We start from the raw sequence: 22668 nt of genomic DNA on the forward strand, positions 1-22668 counted from the left end.
CAGGGGACGTAGCTGTGTTCGGTGCGTTATATTAGGTGGTGTTGCGGTTGGGCTTGTCGGACAGGAAACGCCCGGAACGCAGCTACGTCCCTTGTGAACAAGAAGAGCAACGATGGAGAACAGAAGCGAGAGGCTGGACTGAATGAGAATAGTGCTCTGGGGCATTGCGGCGATTGTATTCTTGCTCCCGCTTATCGCCATGCAGGTCACCGACGAGGTGGAATGGGGCGTGGGGGATTTCGTTGTTCTCGGCGCACTCCTGGTCAGCGCCGGTGTCACCTTTGAACTCGCGGTGAGAAGGACGGGCAGCAAAGCGTACCGAGCCGCCGCCGCCGTCGCGCTCGCGGCGGCGTTCCTCCTCGTCTGGCTCAGTCTTGGCGTCGGCATCATCGGGAAGGATTGCGATCCCTCCAATGGGATGTACTTCGGGGTGCTCGCCGTCGGAATCATCGGTTCCATGTTCGCGCGCTTCCGGCCCCGTGGCATGGCGCGCGCACTCATCGCGATGGCTCTCGCCCAAGTCGTCGTCGCCGCGATCGCTCTCGTCGCCGGATTCGGCCGAGAAACCGCAAACTATCCTTACGACATTCTCCTCCTCACCGCGTTCTTCCTCGTTCTCTGGCTCATCTCCGCGCGGCTCTTCCGTAAAGCGGCGGAGCACAAGTAGGTTTCCTCTTCCTTTTTTCCGTTTACGTTCAAGAAAGGTATCAAGTGCGTGAACTGGAACGCGCACGTGAACGAATCCTCGTTACGGGGTTTTATTTTCTAAAACGAGGTCGATGTCTAGTCGATCGGGAAATAGTGGAGTAGAATATTCAGGGACGAAAGAGACATACAATAATATAAATGCATCGAGAGATACGTTTGTCTTGGATGTGTAGGAGGGATTGAGGAATGCCGGCTGCCCCTTGGCGAGAGGAGGGGAATCATGAAGCGCAACATCATAATCGGGATCATGATTCTCATGTCGGTGAATGTGGCGGGTATTTGCAGTGCGAATTTGCCCCCCGATGAATTATGGTACGAGGATGAAGGGGAAACCCGTGATCGTGAGGCGAAAAAGAGGGCATATTTTGTTCTGGCACAGTTTCTCGATGCCATAGTCGCATGGGCCCTCTCGAGTGCCTATACGAGCAAAGGGAAATCACACTTCATTTACCTCGTTTTACTCAATGCCATTACGCCCTTCCTTCTGTTTCCTTTGTTGTTTTTTACGGTGGTGCTGATGGCGTCAAATTACGCCATGGATCCCGTCGCCCGTGTCATTAGCGTCGGCGTTTTCGAGATCGGAGTCGTGTTCGTCGAGGCATGGGTCATCTATAAGCTGTGCAACAGAAGACCGGCGGACGTCGCCGATCCAGGGATTCGATTCAGTGGGGCTTTATTCGTCAGCATGTGCGCCAACGCGACGTCCATTCTCGTCGGCTCCGGAGGAGATAGGGTGGTCGATATTGTATCCAGTATTGTTCATCGCTTTCTTTAATCCTGTTCACTCTTGGGTACCGGATACCTTTCCGCTCGCTCCTCCTCTCGTTCACAATTCTCGTAACTGTACACGCACGTGAAAAGGTATCGTGTACGTGAATCTGAAGGGGAACGGGGAAGATTCTCTTTTCGGAGGTGGGGCGAGATGAAGAGATCCTGTGTGGCGATTGCGTTCCTCTGTTTGCTCGCGCTCATCGGATGCGGGCAAAACGGGGGATCACTGGTGACCGCGAGCGGTTCGGTACAAGTCGAAGAGACGATGGCGTCTTATTACGCCTCCGGCGAGCGCGTATTCTTGGTCGTCTGGCACGACATGATTCGATCTCTCGGCTCCGGCGGCGGCCATGGAGGATCCGGCTCCTCCTCCTCCGCAAGAAAGACCGAAATCGAGGGGGATTATCAGACGACGGACGGTCGGGGCTTCCGTTATACCTGCCGGACGACGGACGGGATAACGGGATTCGTCGTCATCGATGGAGTCGAGTACGATCTCGCGGATGGATGTCTCTTCCTCGTCGCATCCCATGCCGAAGGATCCTCCGTGACGCAACTGAAACGGGAACTGGTGATGCCCGGCGCGCCACAGGAGATGTTCAAAGCGTTGGCGGACACCGACCCGCAAATAGCCGCCTTCGTCAGAGGGGGCGACCACTCGGATTGATGCGCTTCGGTACCAGATACCTTTTCCCTCTCCGGACCGTGCCCCGAAGGGAGAGGCGGCGGGGGAGAGGAGGATTCGTCGCGAGGGTTAGCAGCCCTCATTCCTTTCTCTGGTCGACTCCGGCGCCCTTCCGCCTCGAATTCGTCACGAGGAGCGTTTCGGCTTTTCAACTTTCCGGCGGGGGAGAGGAGGATTCGTCGCGAGGGTTCGGTGCGCGAGGCGAGGGCCCGACTTGGACGAGGCGTTTTTCGAGGCGTAGCCTTAGCCTGGATTATGCACAAACTTCCTACTGCGGCACCGGCTCGCGGCCTGCGAGGCCGACTTTCCGGCGCCGCTTCCTCAACGTAGTGCAGAGACTACGCCTCCGGGAGCGGCTTGTCCAAGTCAGCCTCTCGCCTCGCGATCCGGTCCCTCGTAACCGTACTTCGCGCATAATCCAGGCTTGCTACGTTGAGAAAAACGGCGAAGGAAAGGAGGGTCCGTAGCCCGCGGAACGAATCCGCAGCAGAATCCCACTCTCCCCCGCCGGAAAAAAAAGATACGGAACCGGTTTCGGCGCAAGGGACGGGCGAGGCGGGTTACTGATTCCGGCCGAAGGGTTCCGGTTCCGTGTCTATTATTCTGTTTTCCCGAGTCTCATCTCACGGATGGGCTTCGAAGGGAGAAGCGGACCTTCGCTGTTTGGCCGATCCCTCCCCCGGCAGAGAGTTAGGCCAACTGAGCGTAACGGCGCCGCTTCCCCCCTCGATTCCCATCCTCCGTCGGCCGCCGATCTCACGATTTCACAATCTCTTGAGATCTTTCCGGCGGCCCTCTGTCGCTCGCCGTACGTCTCTACCTCCTTGCATCAGCGGTGCCAATCGTCCCCGGCGGCGGGCGAAATCGGAAGCTCTATATAACCGCCGGATAAAAGCGTAGTTAAGAAGACGGGTCCCGGAACGCCTCGATGCGCGCCCACGGAACCCGTCTTTCTCTTTGCCAGATTGTCCGTCCGAAAGCCCGGACGGCCCTTCCTTTTGTCAAAAAAGGAGGGCTAGATATCGAACTTGACCCCCTGCGCCAGCGGCAGTTCCTTCCCCCAGTTGATGGTGCACGTCTGCCGGCGCATGTACGCCTTCCACGAATCGGAGCCGGCCTCCCGGCCGCCGCCGGTGTCCTTCTCGCCGCCGAACGCGCCGCCGATCTCGGCGCCGCTCGTCCCGATGTTCAGGTTGGCGATGCCGCAGTCCGAGCCGCGGTGGCTCAGGAAGGTCTCCCCGTGGAGCACGTTCTTGGTGAACATCGCCGACGAGAGCCCCTGGTCGACGGCGTTGTGCAGCGCGATCGCCTCCTCCACGTCGTCGAAGGGGAAGACATAAAGGATCGGCGCGAAGGTCTCTTCCTGCACGATCGCGGCGTCCGGCTTGATGGCGATGATGGTCGGCTCCACGTAGTGGCCCTTCCCCTCTTTCTTCTTGCCGCCGACGAGGATCTTTCCGCCCTGGGCGAGCGCCTGCTCGATCGCCTTCTCCATGGTGGTCACGGCGCCGGCGTTCACGAGCGGCCCCATCAGCGTCTTGGGGTCGAGAGGATCGCCGATGGAGACCGACTTGTAGGCGGCGACCAGCTTCTTGGTGAGTTCGTCGTAAATGCTCTTGTGGGCGAAGATGCGGCGCGTGCTGGTGCAGCGCTGGCCGGCGGTGCCGACGGCCCCGAAGAGGATCGCCCGAAGAGTCATCTCGATGTCGGCGCTCTCGTCGACGATGATCGCGTTGTTGCCGCCCAGCTCGAGGAGGCAGCGGCCGAGCCGCTCGCCGACCACGCCGCCGATCCGGCGTCCCATCCGGCAGGAGCCGGTCGCGCTGATGAGCGGCAGCCTGCGGTCGGCGATCATCTTCTCGCCCACCGTGGAGCCGCGCCCGATCACGATGCCGCTGACGCCCGCCCAGCCGTTTTTCTCGAGCACCTCGTTCACCACGTTCTGCGTGGCGATGGCGCAGAGAGGGGCCTGGGAGGAGGGCTTCCAGATCATCGTGTCGCCGCAGACCATGGCGATCATCGCGTTCCACGCCCACACCGCGACCGGGAAGTTGAAGGCGGTGACGATGCCGATCGTGCCGAGAGGGTGCCACTGCTCGTACATCCGGTGGAGCGACCGCTCGGAGTGCATCGTCTTGCCGTAGAGCTGGCGGGAGAGGCCGACGGCGAAGTCGGCGATGTCGATCGCCTCCTGCACCTCGCCGAGACCCTCGGTCAGGATCTTCCCCATCTCGTAGGAGACCAGCTTTCCCAGGTCCTCTTTCTTTTCGCGAAGAGCGACGGCGATCTGGCGGACGATTTCGCCCCGTTTGGGCGCCGGCAGCATCCGCCACTCGCGGAACACTTCCTGCGCTTTTTCGACGACCTTGTCGTAATCCGCCTCGGTCGCCTGCATGATCTTGGCGATCGGCGCGCCGTCGGCGGGGCAGTAGGAGACCAGCTCGTCCCCCTTCGTGTCGATCCATGCGCCGTGGTGCGCGCCCTTGTTGATTTCCTGAATTCCCAGTCGAGTCAAGAAGTCCTTCATTGTCCGCACTCTCCTGTGTGGAAAGTCAATAACCCGTGCCCAAACAACAAGTTGCGGGCACACGTCCCTGATGGTTCCCAAGTAGTCCCGGGACCGCCCCGGCCGCGTAGGCGGGGCGGAAGCACCATTCTAGCCTTTTCGCTCCCGGAGAACCAGGGTGTTGGGGGCGGGTCGTCGCCCGCGCGCCCGAGGGGTGCGGCGGACCCGCCGTTCCGCTAGACTCGGTGGGGCGACAGTGTGGGGCGGCGATTCCCGGGGAATAGAGCGCGCCCCCATCCGGTATGCATGACGGATCCGACTCGGGGGCGGATGGGCGGCCCCGGATGAAACGACACGGCAATCGAGGGAGGCGGCACGACGATGCGTGAGAAGAGAAACCTCCACCTGCACGAAGAGATTCTCCTCCTCGCCCTGCGCGACAAGAAGGGGACCACCGAAATCGGTTCCTGCTATCCGATGGCGATGGGGGGGGCGGTGATCGCCGAGCTGATCCTCGGCGGCCGCGTGAAGATCGAGGAGTCCCGCTGGAAGAGCAAACTGATCACACTGAAGGACGGCACTCCATTCGGCGATCCGGTGCTCGACGAGTTTCTGGGCAAGATCGCCCGGTCGAAGAGGCGCTCCGACGTGAAGAGCTGGGTCTCTCGCATCGCCCATTGGGGGAAGCTGAAGAAGACCACCGCCGAGGGGCTTCGCCGCAAGGGAATCCTGCGCAAGGAGGAGGGGAAGGTGCTCGGCATCTTCCCGACGACGAGATGGCCGGAGCGCGATCCGCGGCCGGAGAAGGCGCTCGTGGATCGTCTCCGCCGCGCGATCGTCTCCGACGCGCGCGCCCTCGACCCGCGCACGGCGATCCTGATCGGCCTGACGAAACGGGGGAACCTCCTCGGGAACGTCATCGACAAGAGAGTGCTGAAGGATCGCAAAAAAAGGATCGAGCGGATCGCCAAAGGGGAGATGGTCGCCCGCGAGACGGGACAGGCGATCGACGACGCGGTCGCCGCGGCGGTGATGGTCGCCGTGATCATCCCGGTCATCGCTTCATCGGCGGCCACCGGGGGGTCGTAAGGGAGGGGGCGCCGACCGCCGCCGGCCGGGGCTTCTCTTCTCCTGGCGCGCGGATCGCCGCTTGTTTCCCCTCCTTTCCATCGCGTATCGTACTTTTGTCGCCGCCGCACCCGGCGGCGAGGCGATCGCGGCTTTCGAGGGGGACCCCATGCGGCATCGGCACGATACCGGCGGCCGGCGACGCGAGGCGCGCGCGGCGTCCCCCCCCGCCTCCGAGACGGCGGAGGTTCGGCGGATCACCTGGATCGGCCTCGTCGCCAACCTGCTCCTCGCCGCGGTCAAGTTCGCCGCGGGATTTCTGGGGTCGAGCCAGGCGGTCGTCGCGGACGCCGTCCACTCTCTCTCCGACACCGCCACCGATCTCGCCATTCTCCTCGGCGTCCGCTTCTGGTCCGCGCCGCCCGATGAGGGACATCCCTACGGCCACCGCCGGATCGAGACGATGATCACCGCTTCCATCGGCGTTCTCCTCTTCCTCGTCGCGATCGGGATCGGGTATCACGCCGTCCTCTCGGTTCGGGCCATGCATCTCGCCCGGCCGGGGTGGATCGCGTTCGCGGGCGCGGCCCTTTCGATCGTCGTCAAGGAGATCCTTTATCGTTGGACGATCGCCGTGGGAGGGCGGGTGCGTTCCTCGGCTGTGATCGCCAACGCCTGGCATCACCGGAGCGACGCGCTCAGTTCGATTCCCGCCGCCGCGGCGGTGATCGCCGCTCTGATTCGGCCCGGCTGGGCCGTGGTGGATCATCTGGGCGCCGTAGTGGTTTGCTTCTTCATCATCCACGCATCCTGGAAGATCGTCGCACCCGCCTTCGCCGAGTTGGCCGACGCAGGCGCGCCGGAACCGATCCGGGAGAGGATCGGCGCGGTGGCGCGCGCCATGGAGGATGTGAAGTCGGTGCACGCCGTCCGCACCCGCCGGATGGGCTCCGGGGTCTTCGTGGACATGCACGTCACCGTGAACGGCGGCATGACCGTCCGCCGGGGACACCAGATCGCCGAGGAGGTGAAGAGGCGGCTTCTCGAATACGCGCCGGCGGTGGTCGACGTGGTGGTCCATCTGGAGCCGGAGGAGGCGGAGCCGGCACCGAGAGCTCCGAAGGATCCCGACCAGCCGCGTTAGTGCGGGCCGCGCCGCCCCTTTCCCGGCCGGCCGCCTTTACGCCCCCTGCGCGGCCGGGCGATCTCTCATTTCGGCCGCCCGTCCTTTCTTCGACGCGGCCCCGGGGAGGAGAGAGATGAGCGAACGATTGTCGGATCGATTTTTCGCGCGCGGACGGGAATTCCTCGGCGTGGAGACGCCGATCCTGTGCGGCGCCATGACATGGGTGAGCGAACCGAACCTCGTCTCGGCGGTGGCGAACGCGGGCGGTTTCGCCTCCCTCGCCGGGGGAAACGCCCCGCCGGAGATTCTTCGCGCGCAGATCGAGGAAACGCTCCGCCTCACCGACCGGCCCTTCGGCGTGAATCTGATCACCATCGCCCCCAACTACGGCGAACACCTGGCCATCGTCCGCGATCTCGGCCTCCCCTTCGTGATCTTCGCCGGTAGTTTTCCCCGGGAGAGGGAGGTGCGCGTCGCCAAGGAGAGCGGCGCCCGGGTCCTCGCCTTCGCGTCCACCCACTCGATCGCGCGCCGCATGCTCGACTTCGGCGTCGACGGCCTGATCCTGGAGGGAATGGAGGCGGGCGGCCACGTGGGCCACGTCAGCCTGAGCGTTCTCCTGCAGCAGGTCCTCTTCGAGGTGGAACGGGTTCCCGTCTTCGTCGCCGGCGGCATCGGGCGCGGCCGGATGCTCGCCCATCTTTTCCTGATGGGCGCCGCGGGGGTGCAGCTCGGCACGCTGTTCGCCGTCGCCGAGGAGAGCATCGCCCACCCCGCGTTCAAGGAGCGCTTCATCCGGGCGAACGCGCGGGACGCCGTCTCCACGCCCCAGTACGACAGCCGCCTCCCCGTGGTGGCGGTCCGCGCCCTCCGCAACAAGAGCACCGACGACTTCGGCCGCCTCCAGCTCGACCTGCTCCGGCGCATGGACGCCGGCGAGATCGGCCGCGTCGAGGCGCAGGAGCGCGTGGAGGAATTCTGGGTCGGCGCCCTCCGCCGCGCCGTCATGGACGGCGACGTGGACCGGGGATCGCTCATGGCGGGGCAATCCGTCGGCCTCGTCGACCGGGTCCGGCCGGTGCGGGAGATCTTGAAGATCCTTATCGAGGAGACGGAGCGGGAGCTGCGGCGGGTGCGGGAGACTCTTCGGGCGGACTAGGCCGGAGGAAAACGTCCCCGCCGCGCCTTCACGCCGCGCGTCGCCTCGCCCGGAAACTCTGGCTTTCGCGGTCCGTTCGGTGTATCCTCGTTTCGGGTTCAAGCATTTCGATCCGATCACTCCACCCGAGCCGCCCGAGGACGGGCGCATCGCCCCGGACCGCGGCGCCGAGATCCGGAACGGCGGGAGGTTTTGACATGAACGAACGGGAACGCCAGGCCTGGGAGGCGGTCCGGGCCGCGAATCGTTGCTGGACCGGGGGCGAACCGGCGAAGCTGAAGGAGCACTTCCACGAGAGGATGGTGCTGATCACCCCCTCCCGGAACGAGCGGATCGTCGGGCGCGAAGCGTGCGTGGCCGACTGGACCTCCTTCACCGAGAAGGCGCGGATCCTCTCCTGGAAGGAGACCGACGAGGACGTGCGCCTCTTCGGCGACGCGGCGGTGGTCACCTACCTGTACGAGATCGTCGTGGAGATCGAGGGGGAACGTTACGACCTCAAGGGCCGGGACATGATGACCCTTGTTTTCGAGGACGACCGCTGGTGGATCGCGGCGGACCAGTTCTCCCCTCTGCACGAGACGCCGGGCGCGGATTAAGAACGGTCAGTCGCAGCCGGCGTCCTTCGCTCCGATCCGCCCGCAATCGACGCTTGCCGGGTGCCCGCCCGGCAGGCAGGGGGAACCTTCGCCGAGACGGAGATCGCCCCCCTCGCGGTCGCAGAAGAGCGGATCGCCCGAGAAGTTCCCTTCACTATTCTCCTGGCCGGCCGCGGGGCCGACCCAATCGCCGCCGGCGTTGCCGAAGATGTCGGCGCAGAGGAAACGGACGGTCGTGCTCGATCCGGCGCCCGCCGGTTCTCCGCCGCCCTGATGGGAGACGATGCAGCGTTCCACGCGGACCGTGTCGCCGCAAGACGCGTAGAGCGCGCTTCCCGCGGGGGCGTCGTTTCCGGCGAAGGTGCACTCCTCGATCAAGGCCGAGCCGCAGCACCAGACCGCCCCGCCGAAAAGAGAGGCGCTGTTCCCGGTCATGACGCAGCCGCGTAGAACGGTGGAGCCGCCGCACTGCACCGCCGCGCCGACCTCCGCGTCGTTCTCTTCGAAGAGGCAGCTCTCCACGAGCGCTTGATCCGTGTTCTCCAGGCCGACCGCCCCCCCCTCGTTCCCCCGGAAAACGCATTCCTCGATCACCGGCGATTCGTAGAGCGCGGAAACCGCCCCGCCTCTTTCCCCCGCCTCGTTGCCGTCGAAGAGGCAACCGGTCAGATGGAAGGAGGAACTCTGTCCCGCCAGCGCGCCGCCGGCCGCTCCGGCGAGATTGCTGTCGAACACGCACTCTTCGAAGGTCGGCGAGGCGTCTTGGCACCAGACCGCGCCCCCCGCATCGGCGTGGTTTTCCCGGAACCGGCAGCGGAGGACGAGTGGGTCCGCGCCGCTCACGCAGCTGAGAGCGGCGCCGAGGACCGCTTTGTTCGATTCGAAGACGCAATCGGCGATCGTCGGAGAAGAGCCGCCGCAGATCATTCCCCCTCCGGATTGGCCGAATGCGCCGCGCACCGTGATGTGCTCGATTCGCGTGTCGAGCGATTCTCCGTCGACGAAGAGGAACCCCCAGTGGTACTCCTCCTCGCCGCCGCCGCACTCGACGGCGCAGGCGGCGGCGTCGCCGCTCTCCGAACGGACCGCGAGCTTTTTCCCTCGGAAGAGAATGTCCCGGTTGCCGTCCCCTTCGAACAAGCCGTCGGCGAGAAGGATCCGGTCGCCGTCGCCGGCGGAATCGATCGCCGCCTGAATCGTGGGAAAGACGCCCGAGCCGTCCGGCCGCACGAGGAGCGTGTCCGGTTCGGCGACGCCCGAGTCGGGCGATGCGCCGTCGTCGCCGCACGAGGCGAAAAGAAAGACGCACAAAACGAAAGCCGGGATGGAACGCATGGCAGCCTCCTGAAGGAAAGAACCACTCCGTGATGAGTGAAACCATACCATCTCTTCTCCCGGTTTATCGCGCAAAGACGCGATTCCGGCAGTGAGGGATCGGCCCGATCCCTGGATCGATCGGCGGGTTTTCGTTTATCCTCACGCCGGAGGGAAAACGTTGATGGGGAAAAGAAGCGGGGCGAGGGGAGGCGGCGGGCGCGGCGCTCGCGGGCGCTCCGATCTTTATGAGCGGATTTACGCGGCGGCGCGCCGCGTCCCGCGCGGGCGGGTCACCACCTACGGGCGCATCGCCGCCCTGGTCGGGTGCCCGTCGCCGCGGGTGGTCGGCTACGCGATGGCGGCGGCGACGCCGGACATCGACGTCCCCTGGCAGCGGGTGATCAACGCGCGCGGCGAGGTGAGCGCGCGCCGAGGCGGCTACGGCGCGGAGGTGCAGCGCGCGCTGCTCGAAGAGGAGGGCGTTCTCTTCGACGACCGCGGCCGCGTCGACCTCGCCCGCTTCGGCTGGCCCTGAGCGCGCCCGGGAGAACCGCCGGCGTTCGGACCGGATTGCACTTCCCACGAAACCGGATGTTCTTCCCCTTCGTAGATAACCCCGACGCCAGGAGATAAGGCCGGACGTCTCTCCACCCACCGCGGGCGTTCCGGCCGCCGATTCGGCGCATCCATCTTTTCAGAATCTTCGTCTAGGGCGTTGCGGCTCGTTTCCTTTGGACTCGTGGGCGGCGGTCCTCCGTTCATAGGCGAAGAGCGCGGAGAAAGAGTCGGACGATCGACCACACGTTTCGGGAGGTACACGGAATGCGCAAGCGCGCCCGCTCTCTGATCGCCTCTTCCATTCTGGTCCTCGTCGCCGCGACCGCGTCGGAAGCGGACCGGTCGCCGATCGATCTCAAATCCGCCGTGGAACGGGGGTTGCCCGCCCTGGAATTGAATGGGTTCCAGGAAGGCGTGCCCTGGGACACCCTCGGCGCGGCGCTCCCCACCGCGGGTCTTTTGGCGCGCATGGCGCACTACGGCGTGCCCGGCTTGGGGATCGCCGTGGTCCAGGACGGCGCCGTCGCGTGGGCGGAGGGATACGGCGTGCTCGAGGCGGGCCGCGAAGCCCCCGTCACCCGGCTCACCCGGTTCGAGGCGGCTTCGGCGAGCAAGGCGGTCACGGCCGTGGCGGTGCTTCGCTTCGTCGATCGTGGTTTGCTCGACATCGACGCCGACGTGAATACACTTCTCACCTCTTGGAATGCGCCGGAGAACGAGCACACAGGCGCGCACAAGGTGACGGTTCGCCGTCTTCTCACCCACACCGCCGGGATCAACCGCCCAGACGGCGGGTTCTCGGTCGAGCCGGGGAGCGCGCCGACGACGGCGCAGGTTCTTCGCGGGGAAAGACCCGCGGTGAACACGGCCGCCGCCGTCGAGTTCATCCCGGGTTCGATGCACCAATACTCCAACATGGGATATGTCATTCTCCAGCTGCTCCTCGAGGAAGCGGGCGGGAAACCCTTTCCGGAGCTGATGGAGGACGAGGTCTTTCTCCCGCTCGGCATGGAGAGGAGCGGCTACGAAACGGAGGCCGGCGGCGCGCGCGGATCCGATTTCCCGCGGCATCACGGAGCCGACGGCGAGCCGTTGGAATCGGCGCTTTTCCCCGGCGCTCTCGCGCACGGCGGTCTCCGCACGACGCCGGCGGACCTCGCCCGCCTCATCGCCGAGATGTCCGCCTGCTACCGCGGCGAAACGGCGGGATTGCTCTCGCCGCGGATCGTTCGGGCCGCATTTTCCGCGGAGCGACGCTTCTCGCCGGACGGATTTCTGGGATTCGCCGCGCAGGGCTTGGGCGTTTTTCTTCTGCAGACCGACCACGGCCCCTGTTTTTGTCATCCCGGTCATAACATGCCGGGGGCGACCTGTTTTTACTTCGGCTTTCCGGAAACCGGCCAGGGAGCGGTGGTCATGACGAACGGCGTGCGTGGCCTCGAACTCTCCTTCGAAGTTCTGTGCGCCATCGCTTCCATTTATGATTGGCCGAGCATTCGGGTTCAATCGAGCTGACGCGCCCCCCGACACTCACGGAACGCACGGGCACGATCCGGCGCCGGTGCGGCGCCCGCGCCGTTTCCGGCCGGCGCCCCGCCGGCGCTTTTCCTCCTGGGAATCGCCCGCGAATCCGCTAAGATTCTCGCGTCGAAGCGCGACGAAGACCGCGGAATCCGCGTGAACGATGGAGGACGAACCCCATGCTCGGCAATCTCGACTGGTTCGTGATCGGGCTCTATTTCGTTTTGGTGTTCGGCGTGGCGATCTGGGCGACCACGCGGGAGAAGGGGACGCGGGAGACGTCGGCGGGCTACTTTCTCGCCGGACGGAACGCGGGCTGGTTCATCATCGGCGCCTCTCTCTTCGCGTCCAACATCGGATCGGAACACCTGGTCGGGCTCGCCGGCACCGGCGCGGACAGCGGCGTCGCCGTCGGCCAGTTCGAGGTGCTCGCGTGCCTGATCCTGCTTCTCCTCGGCTGGGTCTTCGTTCCTTTCTATGTGAAGAGCGGAGTCTACACCATGCCGGAGTTCCTGGAGAGGCGCTACTCGCCCGCCTCGCGCTGGTACCTCGCCGCCGTCTCCGTCCTCGGCTACGTGCTCACCAAGATCAGCGTCACCATCGCCGCCGGCGGGATCGTTTTCCAGAGCCTGATGGGCGTCGACTTTTGGACGGGCGCGCTGATCGTGGTGATCGCGACCGGGATCTACACCGTCTTCGGCGGTCTCCGGGCGGTGCTCTACACCGATCTCCTGCAGGCCTTCGTGTTGATCGGCGGGTCGGCCACGGTGACCCTGATCGGACTGGCGGAACTGGGCGGTTGGGGGGCGCTTCGGAGCGCCGTGCCGGCGGGATTCTTCGACATATGGAAGCCGGCGTCGGACCCCGATTTCCCCTGGACGGGGATCCTTCTCGGCGCGCCGATTCTGGGCGTCTGGTATTGGTGCACCGACCAGTACATCGTGCAGAGGGTCCTTTCGGCGCGCGGGATCGACGACGCGCGGCGCGGCAGCCTCTTCGGCGGTTTTCTGAAGCTCCTCCCCCTCTTCCTCTTCGTCGTCCCCGGCGTGATCGCCACCGCCCTCGCCGGATCGGGCCGCATCGCCCTCGGCCGCTCCGACGAAGCGCTTCCGGTGCTGATCGGCGCGCTCCTCCCGGTCGGTCTCAAAGGGGTGGTCGTCGCGGGATTGCTGGCGGCGCTGATGAGCAGCCTCTCCTCGGTCTTCAATTCCTGCTCCACGCTGATCACTTGGGACCTGTATAAAAAGCTCCGCCCCGACACGCCGGAGAAGCGGCTCGTGCTGGTCGGCCAGATCTCGACGATCTTTCTCGTCGTCCTCGGCATCCTCTGGATCCCGCTGATGCGGAACATCTCGGGGCAGCTCTACAAGTATCTGCAGAGCGTACAGGCCTACATCGCGCCTCCCATCGCCGCCGTCTTTCTCGTCGGCGTGTTTTGGCGGCGCGCCAACGCGCGCGGGGCGATCGTCACGCTGCTCACCGGTTTTCTGCTCGGCGCGGCGCGGCTCGTCACGGAGCTGAACGCGGACAGACTCGGCGGTCCTCTGCTCCGCTACGCGCGGATCAACTTCCTCCACTTCGCCTTCTACCTGTTTCTCGTCTGCGGGGCGGTGCTCGTCCTGGTCAGCCTGGCGACCGCCGCGCCCGAGCGCCGGCGTCTCGCGGGGCTCACCTTCGCCACCGCCGCCGAGGGGGAGGGGTCGCTCGGATTGCGCGCGTCCCACCCGGCCCGGCGCCGGAGGGATCTAGCATGGAGCGTGGTCCTGGTCGCCGCCGTCGCCGCGATCTGGATCTACTTTCGCGGGTAGAGCCGGGGCGGATCCGGTGTTGCGGGAAACCGGGGTCTCCGGCAAAATGAAGGCATCACCATCGATCCCGGCGTATAAAAGGAAGGAACCATGAAACGGTTTTCACATGACGTGTTTCACGCGATCGCCGCACTGGCCGCGACTCTTTTCTTCTTCGGAACGATCCAGGCGCAGGAACCGGCGACGCAGATCGAGCTGATCTTCGACGCCTCCGGGAGCATGTGGGGAGAGATCGGCGGAGTGAAGAAGATCGCCATGGCCCGGGAGGCGATGGGGCGGATCGTGGACGATCTGGCGACTCGGCAGAACATCGAGGTGGGACTCCGGGTGTATGGGCACCGGACCAAGAGCTGCGACGATTCGGAGCTGGTCCTCCCCATCGGGCCGGTGGACGCCGGGGCGCTCCGGGCCTTCATCGACGAGGTCAATCCGAAGGGGAAAACGCCGATCACCTATTCGCTGCTCGAAGCGATCGACGATTTCCGCGCGGACGCGCCGGGCCGGAAGGTCGTCGTACTCATCACGGACGGGCTGGAAAGCTGCGACGGCGACCCCTGCGAGGCGGCGCGGAAATTGAGTGAATCGGGGGTGGTCACCAAAACGCACGTGGTCGGATTCGGACTGGACGAGAACGCCCTCGCGACCCTTCGTTGCATCGTCGAGCCGTCCGGCGGCCTCCTCGTCGGCGCGGGGAACACGGAGGAACTCGCCGCCGCCTTCGACCGGATCGTGGCCCGCTCCCTCGCCCACAATCTGGAAATCACCGCGGTGAACGACACCGGCAGCAGCGTGTACATGGACTGGGACGTCTTTCCCGCCGGGGACGAATCCGCGCCGGTCGCCTCCGGGGACAACTCCCTCGGCAACCGAGGACGGGCCTTCGTGCCGGAGGGGACCTACGACATCCGGGTGGAGAGCTACGAGACGGGCGACGAGATCTGGTTCCGGGGCGTGGAGGTGGTGGAGACGGACGTCACCGTCCGCCGGGCGATCTTCGCTGAGCGGACCATCGAGATCGCGCTCCGGGACGGCGCCTCCGGCGAGTCCCGCTACGGCGACGTGATCCTCTTCGACGGGAAGGGTGAACGGCTGAAGATGGGGGACACGTCGATTGGCGGCCGGGCGACTTTCACGGTTCTACCCGGCGTGTACGAAATCCTCGTCGTCGATTACGACACCAAGAAAGAGTTCCGCTTCTCCGATGTCGATCTGACCGATGAGATGGAATTCCGGCGCGAGGTGGTCGTGGAGTAAGCGCGGGAAAGGAAAATCGAGGGCGGCGGGATCGAATCGAACGGTGCCGCCGCCCTTTTTTATTGGTTCCTTCGCTTCCTTCTCCCGTCCTTGCTTCCGGGGCGTATCCCCGTCCAGAACCGCCCCTTTCGTCCCACCGCGATCGACCGGACCGCTCATGGAGGAAAAAGGATGGGGAACAAGCGATCGGCCGTGGCCTGCGTCCTTCTTCTCGCGGCGACCGCCGCGATCCCCGCCGCGGCGGGGGACGCCGCTCCCGGGATGTTCTCCTATCTCGAATGGGATCCCCCGGCGGACCGGCCGGTGGTGTTCGCGCCCGGCGTGGTCTCCACCGCCGCCTTCGAGTTCGCCGGATGCTTCACGCCGGACGGAGGGGAGTACTACTTCACCCGCCGGATCGATCCCGGGCCCAACCGGATCCTCTTTACCCGGTCGACCGAGAAAGGGTGGACCGCGCCGGTGCCGGCGTCCTTCGCCTCGCCCGAAGGGGAGATGGAGCCGATGATCACGCCGGACGGATCGAGGCTCTACTACGTCTCCGACCGGCCGGCACCGGAGAAGGCGCGTTGGAAGGGCCCGGTCTGGTGCGTGGACCGAGAAGGGGAGGGGTGGTCCGAGCCTCGCTATCTCGATGCGCCGCTCAACGACGGCTTCGCCATGGGCGTCTGCCCGGACCGGGAGGGAAACCTGTACTTTACGAAAAAAGGAATTCGCGTCTCCCGTCCCGGACCGGAGGGAGCGGGACTGCCGGAGCTTCTCGGCGATGCGGTGAACGCCCCCCGTCCCGGCGCGCACCCCTATGTCGCGCCGGAGGGGAGCCTCCTTCTCTTCGACGCGGACCGGGGCGACGGGGTCCGGAACATGGATTTCTTCGTTTCTTTCCGGGACCGGGACGGGGAGTGGACCGGTGCCCTTCCCCTCGGCCCGCCGATCAACACGCCGGAGACGGAGATGTGCGCTTCCCTCTCGCCGGACGGGAGGATCCTCTTCTTCACGCGGATCGTGGGCGGTGACGGTGATATTTATGGAATCGATGCTTCGTTTCTCAATGGATTGAGGCGGGAGGCGGAGACCGCGGATCGTTGATCGCCCCGAAAAGATCCCGAAACGGTGTCCGCCCCCGGTCCGTCCGCGCCCGCAACCGGTTGTGATAATAAGAGTTCTATTTTTTTCTTGCCCGGGGTTTCGGGCCGCATAATATGCCGTATACTGTTTACGGCAGCCGGCCGATTCCCGAGAGGGCCGGCGGCGAACGCCACAACCGGATAATCCGGATAATTACGGAGGAGAGAGAAGAGATGGCGTACGTGATCTCCGATGAGTGCACGAAGTGCGGATCCTGTGAGCCGGTTTGCCCGGTCGAAGCGATCAGCGAAGGCGATGACCAGTACATGATCGACCCCGATCTGTGCACCGACTGCGGCGCCTGCGCCGAGGAGTGCCCGGTCGAGGCGATCAGCCCCGGCGACTGAGAAGCGCCGAGGAGCGCCCGGAACATCCCGGCAGGCGGCCGGCCGGGCGAACGAGAAAAAGGGGGGCGGACCGCGCGGTCCGTCCCCCCGTCGTTTTTTCGCGTTTCGGCGACGCCCCGGCGCCGGCCGTCCGGATCTCTACTCTTCCTCCAGGGTCATCTGGAGATCGATGGTCACCTCGCCGTTTCCTTCCCCTTCCGGGGCCGAGCCCTCGGGGGTCGTGATCTCGACGGTCGTGATGTTCCCGTCTCCGCTCGTTTCGACGTGAACCTCGGAAGCCTCCAGCCCCTGGCGGGCCAACTCCTCGCGGATCGCCTCCTCCAGCTCCTCGGCGGTGGCCCCCCGGACGTTGATCCGGATCCGCCCGCCCGAGGCCCAGGCGAGCACGTTTCCGCCGAGGCGGATCTTCAGCTCCTTGACTTCGAGCGCCGTCCGCCGGAGCCCGGTTTCCTTGTCGATCATCCCGTCGATGATCGCCTGTGCTTCCACCGGTCCACGAGCGGCGAGGAGCCGCACCGCGACGCGGTCCTCGATCCGTTCGGCGCGCCCGCGAACGATGCCCTCCGCGCGGCTGATCCTCTCCTGGATGAGGAAAAGGGCGCGGTCCAACTCTTCCGGACTCCGGCCGAAGTCGGGGACCAGCTCCGCCTCGACGACGCTTCCGACGCGAAGATCGTAGGAGACGGGGATGAAAACGAGAACGAGCAGAAGGACGCACGCGAAGACGCCGGCCATCGCGGTTCGTCCGAACAGACGGTTCATTCTCTCTCTCCTCCGGACGCCCGCGCGCGCTGCGGCGAGCGTCCGTGTCATGTGACCGGGAGGAGGGGTCTCCTCGGCGAGCCGCCGGAGCCCCCGCTCGATCGGATCGTTCGGTTTCATTTCGCCCCTCCCGCTCGGTTCATCCGTTCATAGGTCTTCCGGAGACGTTCCCGGCCCCGGGCGAGCCTGCTCTTCACCGCGGACTCGGTCACTCCCTGATGGCGGGCGACCCCGCTCACCGGCATCCCGACCACCTCGTAGAGGAGGATCGCCTCCCTCTCGGGGAGCGGAAGCCGGGCGAGGGCGCGCCGGACCGCGTCCTTCTCCTCGAAGGGGATTCCCTCCGGCGCCGGCCGCTCGGCGGCGTGGTCCAGGGAGATCCACCTTCGAATCGCACGCTTACGCGCCCGGCTCCTGTGGGTGTTGCGAATGATCGCGTAGAGCCACGCCGGGAATCGATCCGGATCGCGGAGCTTCGGGTACGCCCGCCAGGCGCGCAGAAGCGCGTCCTGCAGCAGGTCGTCGCCGTCGGTCTCCGATCCCTCCAGGCCGCGGGCGAAACGCATCGCGCCCGGATAGATCTCGGACAATCGTTCTTCGAATTCGCGCAAGCCGGTCCTTTCTCGTCGACGAGCGGTTCCGATGGTTAGACGCGCGAAGAAGCGACGCGGTCGCGGGAAAAAGGGGAGAGGCGTTCCGGCCTCACTCCCCCGGAAAACGGACGGCCCCCGCGGTCGCCTCGATCAGTTGTTCCTTCAGGCGTTCCACGCGGCTCGCCGGGACGGCGAGGAGGAGGCGGATCTCTTCGGCGTAATCGGACCCGTCGGTCCGGGCGCCGTGCTTCTCGGCGAGACGGAGTACGGCGCCGGCGTGCGCGTAGGGGAAGAGGACGGCGAGGGGAGCGCGGAGGGTGCGCGTCGTTCGCGTCGCGGAGTCGATCGCCTCGCGGGCGCACTCGCCGTAGGCGCGGATCAGTCCGCCCGTGCCGAGCTTCACCCCCCCGAAGTAGCGGACCACCGCGACGGCGGCGTCGCTTGTTCCGACCCGTTCGAGGGCGTGTACGATCGGCGTGCCGGCGGTGCCGAAGGGTTCCCCCGCGTCCGCCGCCTTCTGCTCGTATCCCCCGCCGTGGCCGATCCGCCAGCCGAAACAGACGTGGGTGGCGTCGTGGTATTTTTTCCGGAGCGTCTCGACGCGCGCCGCTCCCTCCCCGGCGTCGCGGATCGGAAAGGCGAATCCGAGAAAACGGGATCCCTTCACCTTGATTTCGGCGAACCCTTCGGAGGCGAGCACCGTATAAACGTCGGGGTCGTTCACGAGGACCTCCATGGCGCGGCCGCCGCGGGCGTACCGAGCGGCGGGGGGGGCGTGATGGCCGGCCTTCCGCCGCGCGCTCCGGCCGGCCGCGCGGGTTCCCCTTGCGCAAACGGCTCTAGAGCCTTATTTTTTATGGGATTCCGGGAGGTTGTCATGATCGAGGCGCTACCCAAGTTGTTCGTGCTTCTCTTCTCCATCGTGTTGCACGAGATCGCCCACGGATGGATGGCGCTCAAGAACGGCGATCCGACGGCGCGCGACGCGGGGCGCCTCACCTTCAATCTGATCCCGCACATCGACATCTTCGGAACGATCCTGCTTCCCCTCTTCCTGATGATCGTGCAGAGCCCGGTCCTCTTCGGCTGGGCGAAGCCGGTGCCCATCGACCCGCGCAATTTCCGGAACCCGCGCGTGGGAATCGGATTGGTCGGCGCCGCCGGCCCCGGGGCGAACATCATCCTGGCGGTGCTCGCGGCGATCACCTTCCGAGTCGCGGTCGCCCTCGGCTGGATCACCGGCCCCGGTTTCGTGGCCACAATGCTCGTCTACGGCGTGGCGATCAACATCATCCTCGCCGTCTTCAACATGGTTCCGATCCCGCCGCTGGACGGCTCGCGGGTGATCATCCCCTTCGCGCCGGTCGGCCTCCGCCGCGTGCTCGCCCAGCTCGAGCCGTACGGGATGTTCATCATCTTCGGGCTTCTCTACGTCGGATTCTTCCGTTTCGTGATCAGCCCGATCTATCTCTTCTTCACCCGGCTCTTTCTCGGCTTCTAGGGCCATCCGTCCTACTTGACGATCTTCACGATTTTTCGAAACTCCGGCGCCGACGCCCCTTTCAGCATCTCGAAGAGCGCCATCTCCACGCTGCTCGGGATCGCCCCTTCCTTCTCCATCCGCCGGAGGGCGACGGCGCGGTTCTCCGGATCCCGGGAGTCGACGGCGTCGGAAAGAATGTGCACGCGGCGGCCCGCTTCGATGAGGGCCCGCGCGGTTTGGAAGACGCAAACATGGCTTTCGATCCCCGAGAGGAGCACTTCGCGCGGGTCGATCCGGTCCACCGCCTCCACGAAGGCGCGTTCGCCGCAGCAGGAGAAGCTGTCCTTGGTGATCGGTTCGTACGGTTCGAGCGCCTCCCGGAGCGCCTCCACCGTGGGTCCGAGCGCCGCCGGCACCTGTTCGGTGACGAGGATCGGGACGCCGAGCGCGGCGCACCCTTTCACCGCCCGCACCGCGCGATCGAGCACGCGATCCGGGTCGGACATAACGGGGAGCAGGCGCTCCTGCACGTCGATCACCACCAGAAGGGATTTTTCTCTCTCCAGCATCATGGGGCTCCTTCCCTGATTTTCCCCCATGGTAAGGGATCGGTCCGGTCCGGTCCACGGGAGCGCCCGCGCGGGCGGCGAACGCCCCCCCGAACCCGCCTTCTTCGCCCCGGCCGGTCGTCGCCGGAGCCGTCATTCCCCGGCCGGAAGCGCTTCCGTGAATCCCCTTAATAGAATACACTTAAGAAAGGTCCGGTCCGGCCGTCCCCTTGTCGATACGAGGAAGGGAGCGGGGGGATCGAGACGAGGAGCCGCATCATGGGCGCGATTCACATCCTGGGGATTTCGGCGTTCTACCACGACAGCGCCGCCTGCCTGGTGCGGGACGGCGAGGTGGTCGCCGCCGCCCAGCAGGAGCGCTTCAGCCGGAAGAAGCACGATTTTCGCTTCCCGAGCGACGCCGTCGCCTACTGTCTCCGCGAAGCGGGGATCACCGCCGCCGACCTGGACTACGTGGTCTTCTACGACCGTCCCTTCACCAAGTTCGAGCGGATCCTGGAAACCTACCTGATGACCGCGCCCCTCGGCGTCCGGTCGCTCATCAAGGCGGTCCCTCTCTGGCTGAAAGAGAAGCTCTTCATGAAGGAGACGATCCGGAAGGAACTCGGCTACGCGGGAGAGGTCCTCTTCGTGGATCATCACGAGTCGCACGCCGCCTCCGCCTTCTACCCGTCCCCCTTCGAGGAAGCGGCCTTCCTCACCATCGACGGCGTGGGCGAGTGGACCACGACCAGCTACGGCGCGGGCCGCGGGAACACGGTGGCCATCGACAAGGAGATCCACTTCCCGCATTCCATCGGGCTTCTCTACTCCGCCTTCACCTACTTCACCGGTTTCAAGGTGAACTCCGGCGAGTACAAGGTGATGGGCCTCGCCCCCTACGGCGAGCCGAAATACGTGGACGTCATCCTGGACAAGCTGATCGACCTCAAAGAGGACGGCAGCTTCCGTCTCGATATGAAATATTTCAACTATCTCTCCGGCCTCTCCATGACCGGCCGTCGTTTCGAGGAGCTGTTCGGCGGGCCGGCGCGCCGCCCCGAGAGCGCCCTCACCCAGCGCGAGATGGACCTCGCCCGGTCGGTGCAGGAGGTGACGGAGATGGCGATGACGCGGATGGCGCGCCATGTGCGCCGGGAGACGGGGTTGAAGCACCTCTGTCTCGCTGGGGGCGTGGCGCTCAACTGCGTCGCCAACGGGAGGATTCTGCGGGAGGGGCTCTTCGAGGACATATGGATCCAGCCGGCGGCGGGAGACGCGGGAGGCGCCCTCGGCGCGGCACTCTTCGTCTGGCACCGCTACCTGGAGAATGGGCGGACCGTCACGCCGGGCCGGGACTCGCAAAACGGTTCTTATTACGGTCCCGGGTTCGACGACGGGGAGATCCGCGCCTTTCTGGAAGGCGTGGGCGCTCCCTACCACCGGCTGGAGGACGACGAGCTTTTCGATCGCGCCGCCGATCTGATCGCCGGCGAGAAGGTGCTCGGTTGGTTCCAGGGGCGGATGGAGTTCGGGCCGCGCGCCCTCGGCGACCGCTCGATCCTGGGCGACTCACGCTCCGGGAAGATGCAGTCGGTGATGAACCTGAAGATCAAATACCGCGAATCCTTCCGTCCCTTCGCGCCGACGGCGCTGGCGGAGCGGGTGAGCGACTGGTTCGAGATCGACAGGCCGAGCCCTTACATGCTTCTGGTGGCGCCGGTGCGGAAGGAGCGGCGGATCGACATGACCGACGGGGAAAAGCGCCTCTTCGGAATCGCCAAGCTGAACGTTCCCCGCTCGGAGATCCCGGCGGTAACGCACGTCGATTATTCGGCGCGGATCCAGACGGTGGAGAAAGAGACGAATCCTCGATACCATCGTCTCATCGACACCTTCCGAGCCAAAACCGGTTGCCCGGTGATTATCAACACCTCTTTCAACGTGCGCGGCGAGCCGATCGTCTGCACGCCGGAGCACGCCTTCACCTGTTTTATGCGGACCGAGATGGATTACCTGGTGATGGGCAACTACCTGCTCGACAAGAGCGAGCAGAAACCGCTCGAGGAGGACTCGGACTGGCGGTCCGAGTTCGAGCTGGATTAGAGGGGAGCGATGGCGGCGCCGACGCGGAGGGAGCTGCGCAAGTTCGGGATCGCGATGGCGGTCTTTTTAGGGGCGATCGCGACGATCCGTCTCTGGAGGGGACACCCGGTTTCGGCGCGCGTGCTCTACGCTTTGGTCGCCTACGCGCTGCTCTCGCTCGCCTTTCTCCCGGCGGCGCTCCGCCCCACGCACTGGCTTCTGATGAAGGTGGCCCACGCCCTCGGCTGGTTCAACACGCGGCTCATCCTGATTCTACTTTTCTACGTCGTCTTCACCCCCATCGGGCTTCTCCTGCGACTTTTCGGAAAGGATCTCCTTTCCAGGAAGATCGATCGTTCCGCGGAGTCGTACTGGAATCCCCGCCCGAAGGAACCTTTCGATAAAAAGCGGTACGAGCGGCAGTTCTAGAGGTGGGTTTCGGCCGCGGCGCGGCCCCTTCCTCCGCCGTTCTCCCTTCGGGGCACGGTGGGGGGAGAGGGACGGACGGGGTATCCCTCTCGGAGTCCGGGGCGCTTGGAATCGGTATCGATTCATTCTCTTCCCCCGCCGGTCTCCCTTCGGGGCACGGTCCGGATGCTCTGCATCCTCCCTCTTCTCGCTCGCCGACCCACCTCCGCCCGCCCC

The 22668-nt window shown here is 65.4% G+C and carries 22 protein-coding genes; 16 read left to right on the top strand and 6 right to left on the bottom strand.

What is annotated here, in order from left to right; genetic code table 11:
* Positions 1 to 142 precede the first annotated feature (142 nt).
* The 3 genes from JW958_09040 (at position 143) to JW958_09050 (ending at position 2146) form a co-directional block, all read left to right on the top strand.
* Positions 143 to 667, top strand: coding sequence for a hypothetical protein (locus tag JW958_09040; GenBank protein MBN1826399.1), 525 nt, complete (start codon positions 143 to 145; stop codon positions 665 to 667).
* 261 nt (positions 668 to 928) lie between these two features.
* Complete coding sequence (locus JW958_09045; GenBank protein MBN1826400.1) at positions 929 to 1483, top strand: hypothetical protein; 555 nt, start codon at positions 929 to 931, stop codon at positions 1481 to 1483.
* 147 nt (positions 1484 to 1630) lie between these two features.
* Positions 1631 to 2146 (top strand): hypothetical protein, encoded by a 516-nt coding sequence (locus JW958_09050; protein ID MBN1826401.1) that lies wholly within the window; start codon positions 1631 to 1633, stop codon positions 2144 to 2146.
* Between the two features lie 1033 nt (positions 2147 to 3179).
* On the opposite strand, the gene JW958_09055 is transcribed toward JW958_09050, so the two are convergent.
* Positions 3180 to 4691 (bottom strand): aldehyde dehydrogenase family protein, encoded by a 1512-nt coding sequence (locus tag JW958_09055; GenBank protein ID MBN1826402.1) that lies wholly within the window; start codon positions 4689 to 4691, stop codon positions 3180 to 3182.
* Between the two features lie 360 nt (positions 4692 to 5051).
* Between JW958_09055 and JW958_09060 the strand changes: the two genes are divergently transcribed.
* The 4 genes from JW958_09060 to JW958_09075 all read left to right on the top strand — a co-directional run bounded on the left by JW958_09060 (position 5052) and on the right by JW958_09075 (position 8622).
* A complete protein-coding gene (locus tag JW958_09060) occupies positions 5052 to 5759 on the top strand; it encodes a GPP34 family phosphoprotein (GenBank protein ID MBN1826403.1) in 708 nt (235 codons plus the stop codon).
* 148 nt (positions 5760 to 5907) lie between these two features.
* Positions 5908 to 6882 carry a cation transporter gene (locus tag JW958_09065; protein ID MBN1826404.1) on the top strand — a complete coding sequence of 325 codons (975 nt, stop codon included), beginning with the start codon at positions 5908 to 5910 and terminating at the stop codon, positions 6880 to 6882.
* 115 nt (positions 6883 to 6997) lie between these two features.
* Positions 6998 to 8023: a nitronate monooxygenase gene (locus JW958_09070; GenBank protein MBN1826405.1), complete on the top strand. Its 1026-nt coding sequence runs from the start codon at positions 6998 to 7000 to the stop codon at positions 8021 to 8023.
* Between the two features lie 197 nt (positions 8024 to 8220).
* Positions 8221 to 8622: a nuclear transport factor 2 family protein gene (locus tag JW958_09075; protein MBN1826406.1), complete on the top strand. Its 402-nt coding sequence runs from the start codon at positions 8221 to 8223 to the stop codon at positions 8620 to 8622.
* A 6-nt stretch (positions 8623 to 8628) separates the two neighbouring features.
* On the opposite strand, the gene JW958_09080 is transcribed toward JW958_09075, so the two are convergent.
* Complete coding sequence (locus JW958_09080) at positions 8629 to 9957, bottom strand: right-handed parallel beta-helix repeat-containing protein (GenBank protein ID MBN1826407.1); 1329 nt, start codon at positions 9955 to 9957, stop codon at positions 8629 to 8631.
* 163 nt (positions 9958 to 10120) lie between these two features.
* Here JW958_09080 and JW958_09085 point away from each other — a divergent pair, with 163 nt between their 5' ends.
* From JW958_09085 to JW958_09110, 6 genes are all read left to right on the top strand, one after another.
* Positions 10121 to 10474, top strand: a complete 354-nt coding sequence (locus tag JW958_09085) for an MGMT family protein (GenBank protein MBN1826408.1) — start codon at positions 10121 to 10123, stop codon at positions 10472 to 10474.
* Positions 10475 to 10761: 287 nt separating this feature from the next.
* Positions 10762 to 12012: a beta-lactamase family protein gene (locus JW958_09090; protein MBN1826409.1), complete on the top strand. Its 1251-nt coding sequence runs from the start codon at positions 10762 to 10764 to the stop codon at positions 12010 to 12012.
* Positions 12013 to 12197: 185 nt separating this feature from the next.
* A complete protein-coding gene (locus JW958_09095; GenBank protein MBN1826410.1) occupies positions 12198 to 13826 on the top strand; it encodes a sodium:solute symporter in 1629 nt (542 codons plus the stop codon).
* Between the two features lie 90 nt (positions 13827 to 13916).
* The gene (locus tag JW958_09100; GenBank protein ID MBN1826411.1) at positions 13917 to 15080 is read left to right on the top strand and encodes a VWA domain-containing protein; all 1164 of its coding nucleotides are present in this window, start codon (positions 13917 to 13919) and stop codon (positions 15078 to 15080) included.
* 171 nt (positions 15081 to 15251) lie between these two features.
* Entirely contained in the window at positions 15252 to 16166 is a 915-nt protein-coding gene (locus JW958_09105; protein ID MBN1826412.1) for a PD40 domain-containing protein, read from the top strand.
* Positions 16167 to 16378: 212 nt separating this feature from the next.
* Positions 16379 to 16552, top strand: coding sequence for a 4Fe-4S binding protein (locus tag JW958_09110; GenBank protein MBN1826413.1), 174 nt, complete (start codon positions 16379 to 16381; stop codon positions 16550 to 16552).
* Positions 16553 to 16690: 138 nt separating this feature from the next.
* Here the strand turns inward: JW958_09110 and JW958_09115 are convergent, their stop codons facing one another.
* The 3 genes from JW958_09115 to JW958_09125 all read right to left on the bottom strand — a co-directional run bounded on the left by JW958_09115 (position 16691) and on the right by JW958_09125 (position 18631).
* Positions 16691 to 17434, bottom strand: a complete 744-nt coding sequence (locus JW958_09115) for a hypothetical protein (protein ID MBN1826414.1) — start codon at positions 17432 to 17434, stop codon at positions 16691 to 16693.
* The gene (locus JW958_09120) at positions 17431 to 17925 is read right to left on the bottom strand and encodes an RNA polymerase sigma factor (GenBank protein MBN1826415.1); all 495 of its coding nucleotides are present in this window, start codon (positions 17923 to 17925) and stop codon (positions 17431 to 17433) included. The genes JW958_09115 and JW958_09120 overlap by 4 nt, the downstream gene beginning before the upstream one ends.
* A gap of 91 nt (positions 17926 to 18016) precedes the next feature.
* Positions 18017 to 18631, bottom strand: a complete 615-nt coding sequence (locus JW958_09125) for a YigZ family protein (protein MBN1826416.1) — start codon at positions 18629 to 18631, stop codon at positions 18017 to 18019.
* A 153-nt stretch (positions 18632 to 18784) separates the two neighbouring features.
* Here JW958_09125 and JW958_09130 point away from each other — a divergent pair, with 153 nt between their 5' ends.
* Entirely contained in the window at positions 18785 to 19408 is a 624-nt protein-coding gene (locus tag JW958_09130; GenBank protein ID MBN1826417.1) for a site-2 protease family protein, read from the top strand.
* 11 nt (positions 19409 to 19419) lie between these two features.
* On the opposite strand, the gene JW958_09135 is transcribed toward JW958_09130, so the two are convergent.
* Positions 19420 to 19962, bottom strand: coding sequence for a hydrolase (locus JW958_09135; GenBank protein MBN1826418.1), 543 nt, complete (start codon positions 19960 to 19962; stop codon positions 19420 to 19422).
* Positions 19963 to 20226: 264 nt separating this feature from the next.
* Here JW958_09135 and JW958_09140 point away from each other — a divergent pair, with 264 nt between their 5' ends.
* Together JW958_09140 and JW958_09145 are read left to right on the top strand one after the other, a co-directional pair.
* Complete coding sequence (locus JW958_09140) at positions 20227 to 22044, top strand: carbamoyltransferase (GenBank protein ID MBN1826419.1); 1818 nt, start codon at positions 20227 to 20229, stop codon at positions 22042 to 22044.
* A gap of 9 nt (positions 22045 to 22053) precedes the next feature.
* A complete protein-coding gene (locus JW958_09145) occupies positions 22054 to 22452 on the top strand; it encodes a hypothetical protein (GenBank protein MBN1826420.1) in 399 nt (132 codons plus the stop codon).
* The last annotated feature ends 216 nt before the right edge of the window (positions 22453 to 22668 follow it).

The organism is Candidatus Eisenbacteria bacterium (assembly GCA_016930695.1).
Classification (GTDB): Bacteria; Orphanbacterota; Orphanbacteria; order Orphanbacterales; family Orphanbacteraceae; genus JAFGGD01.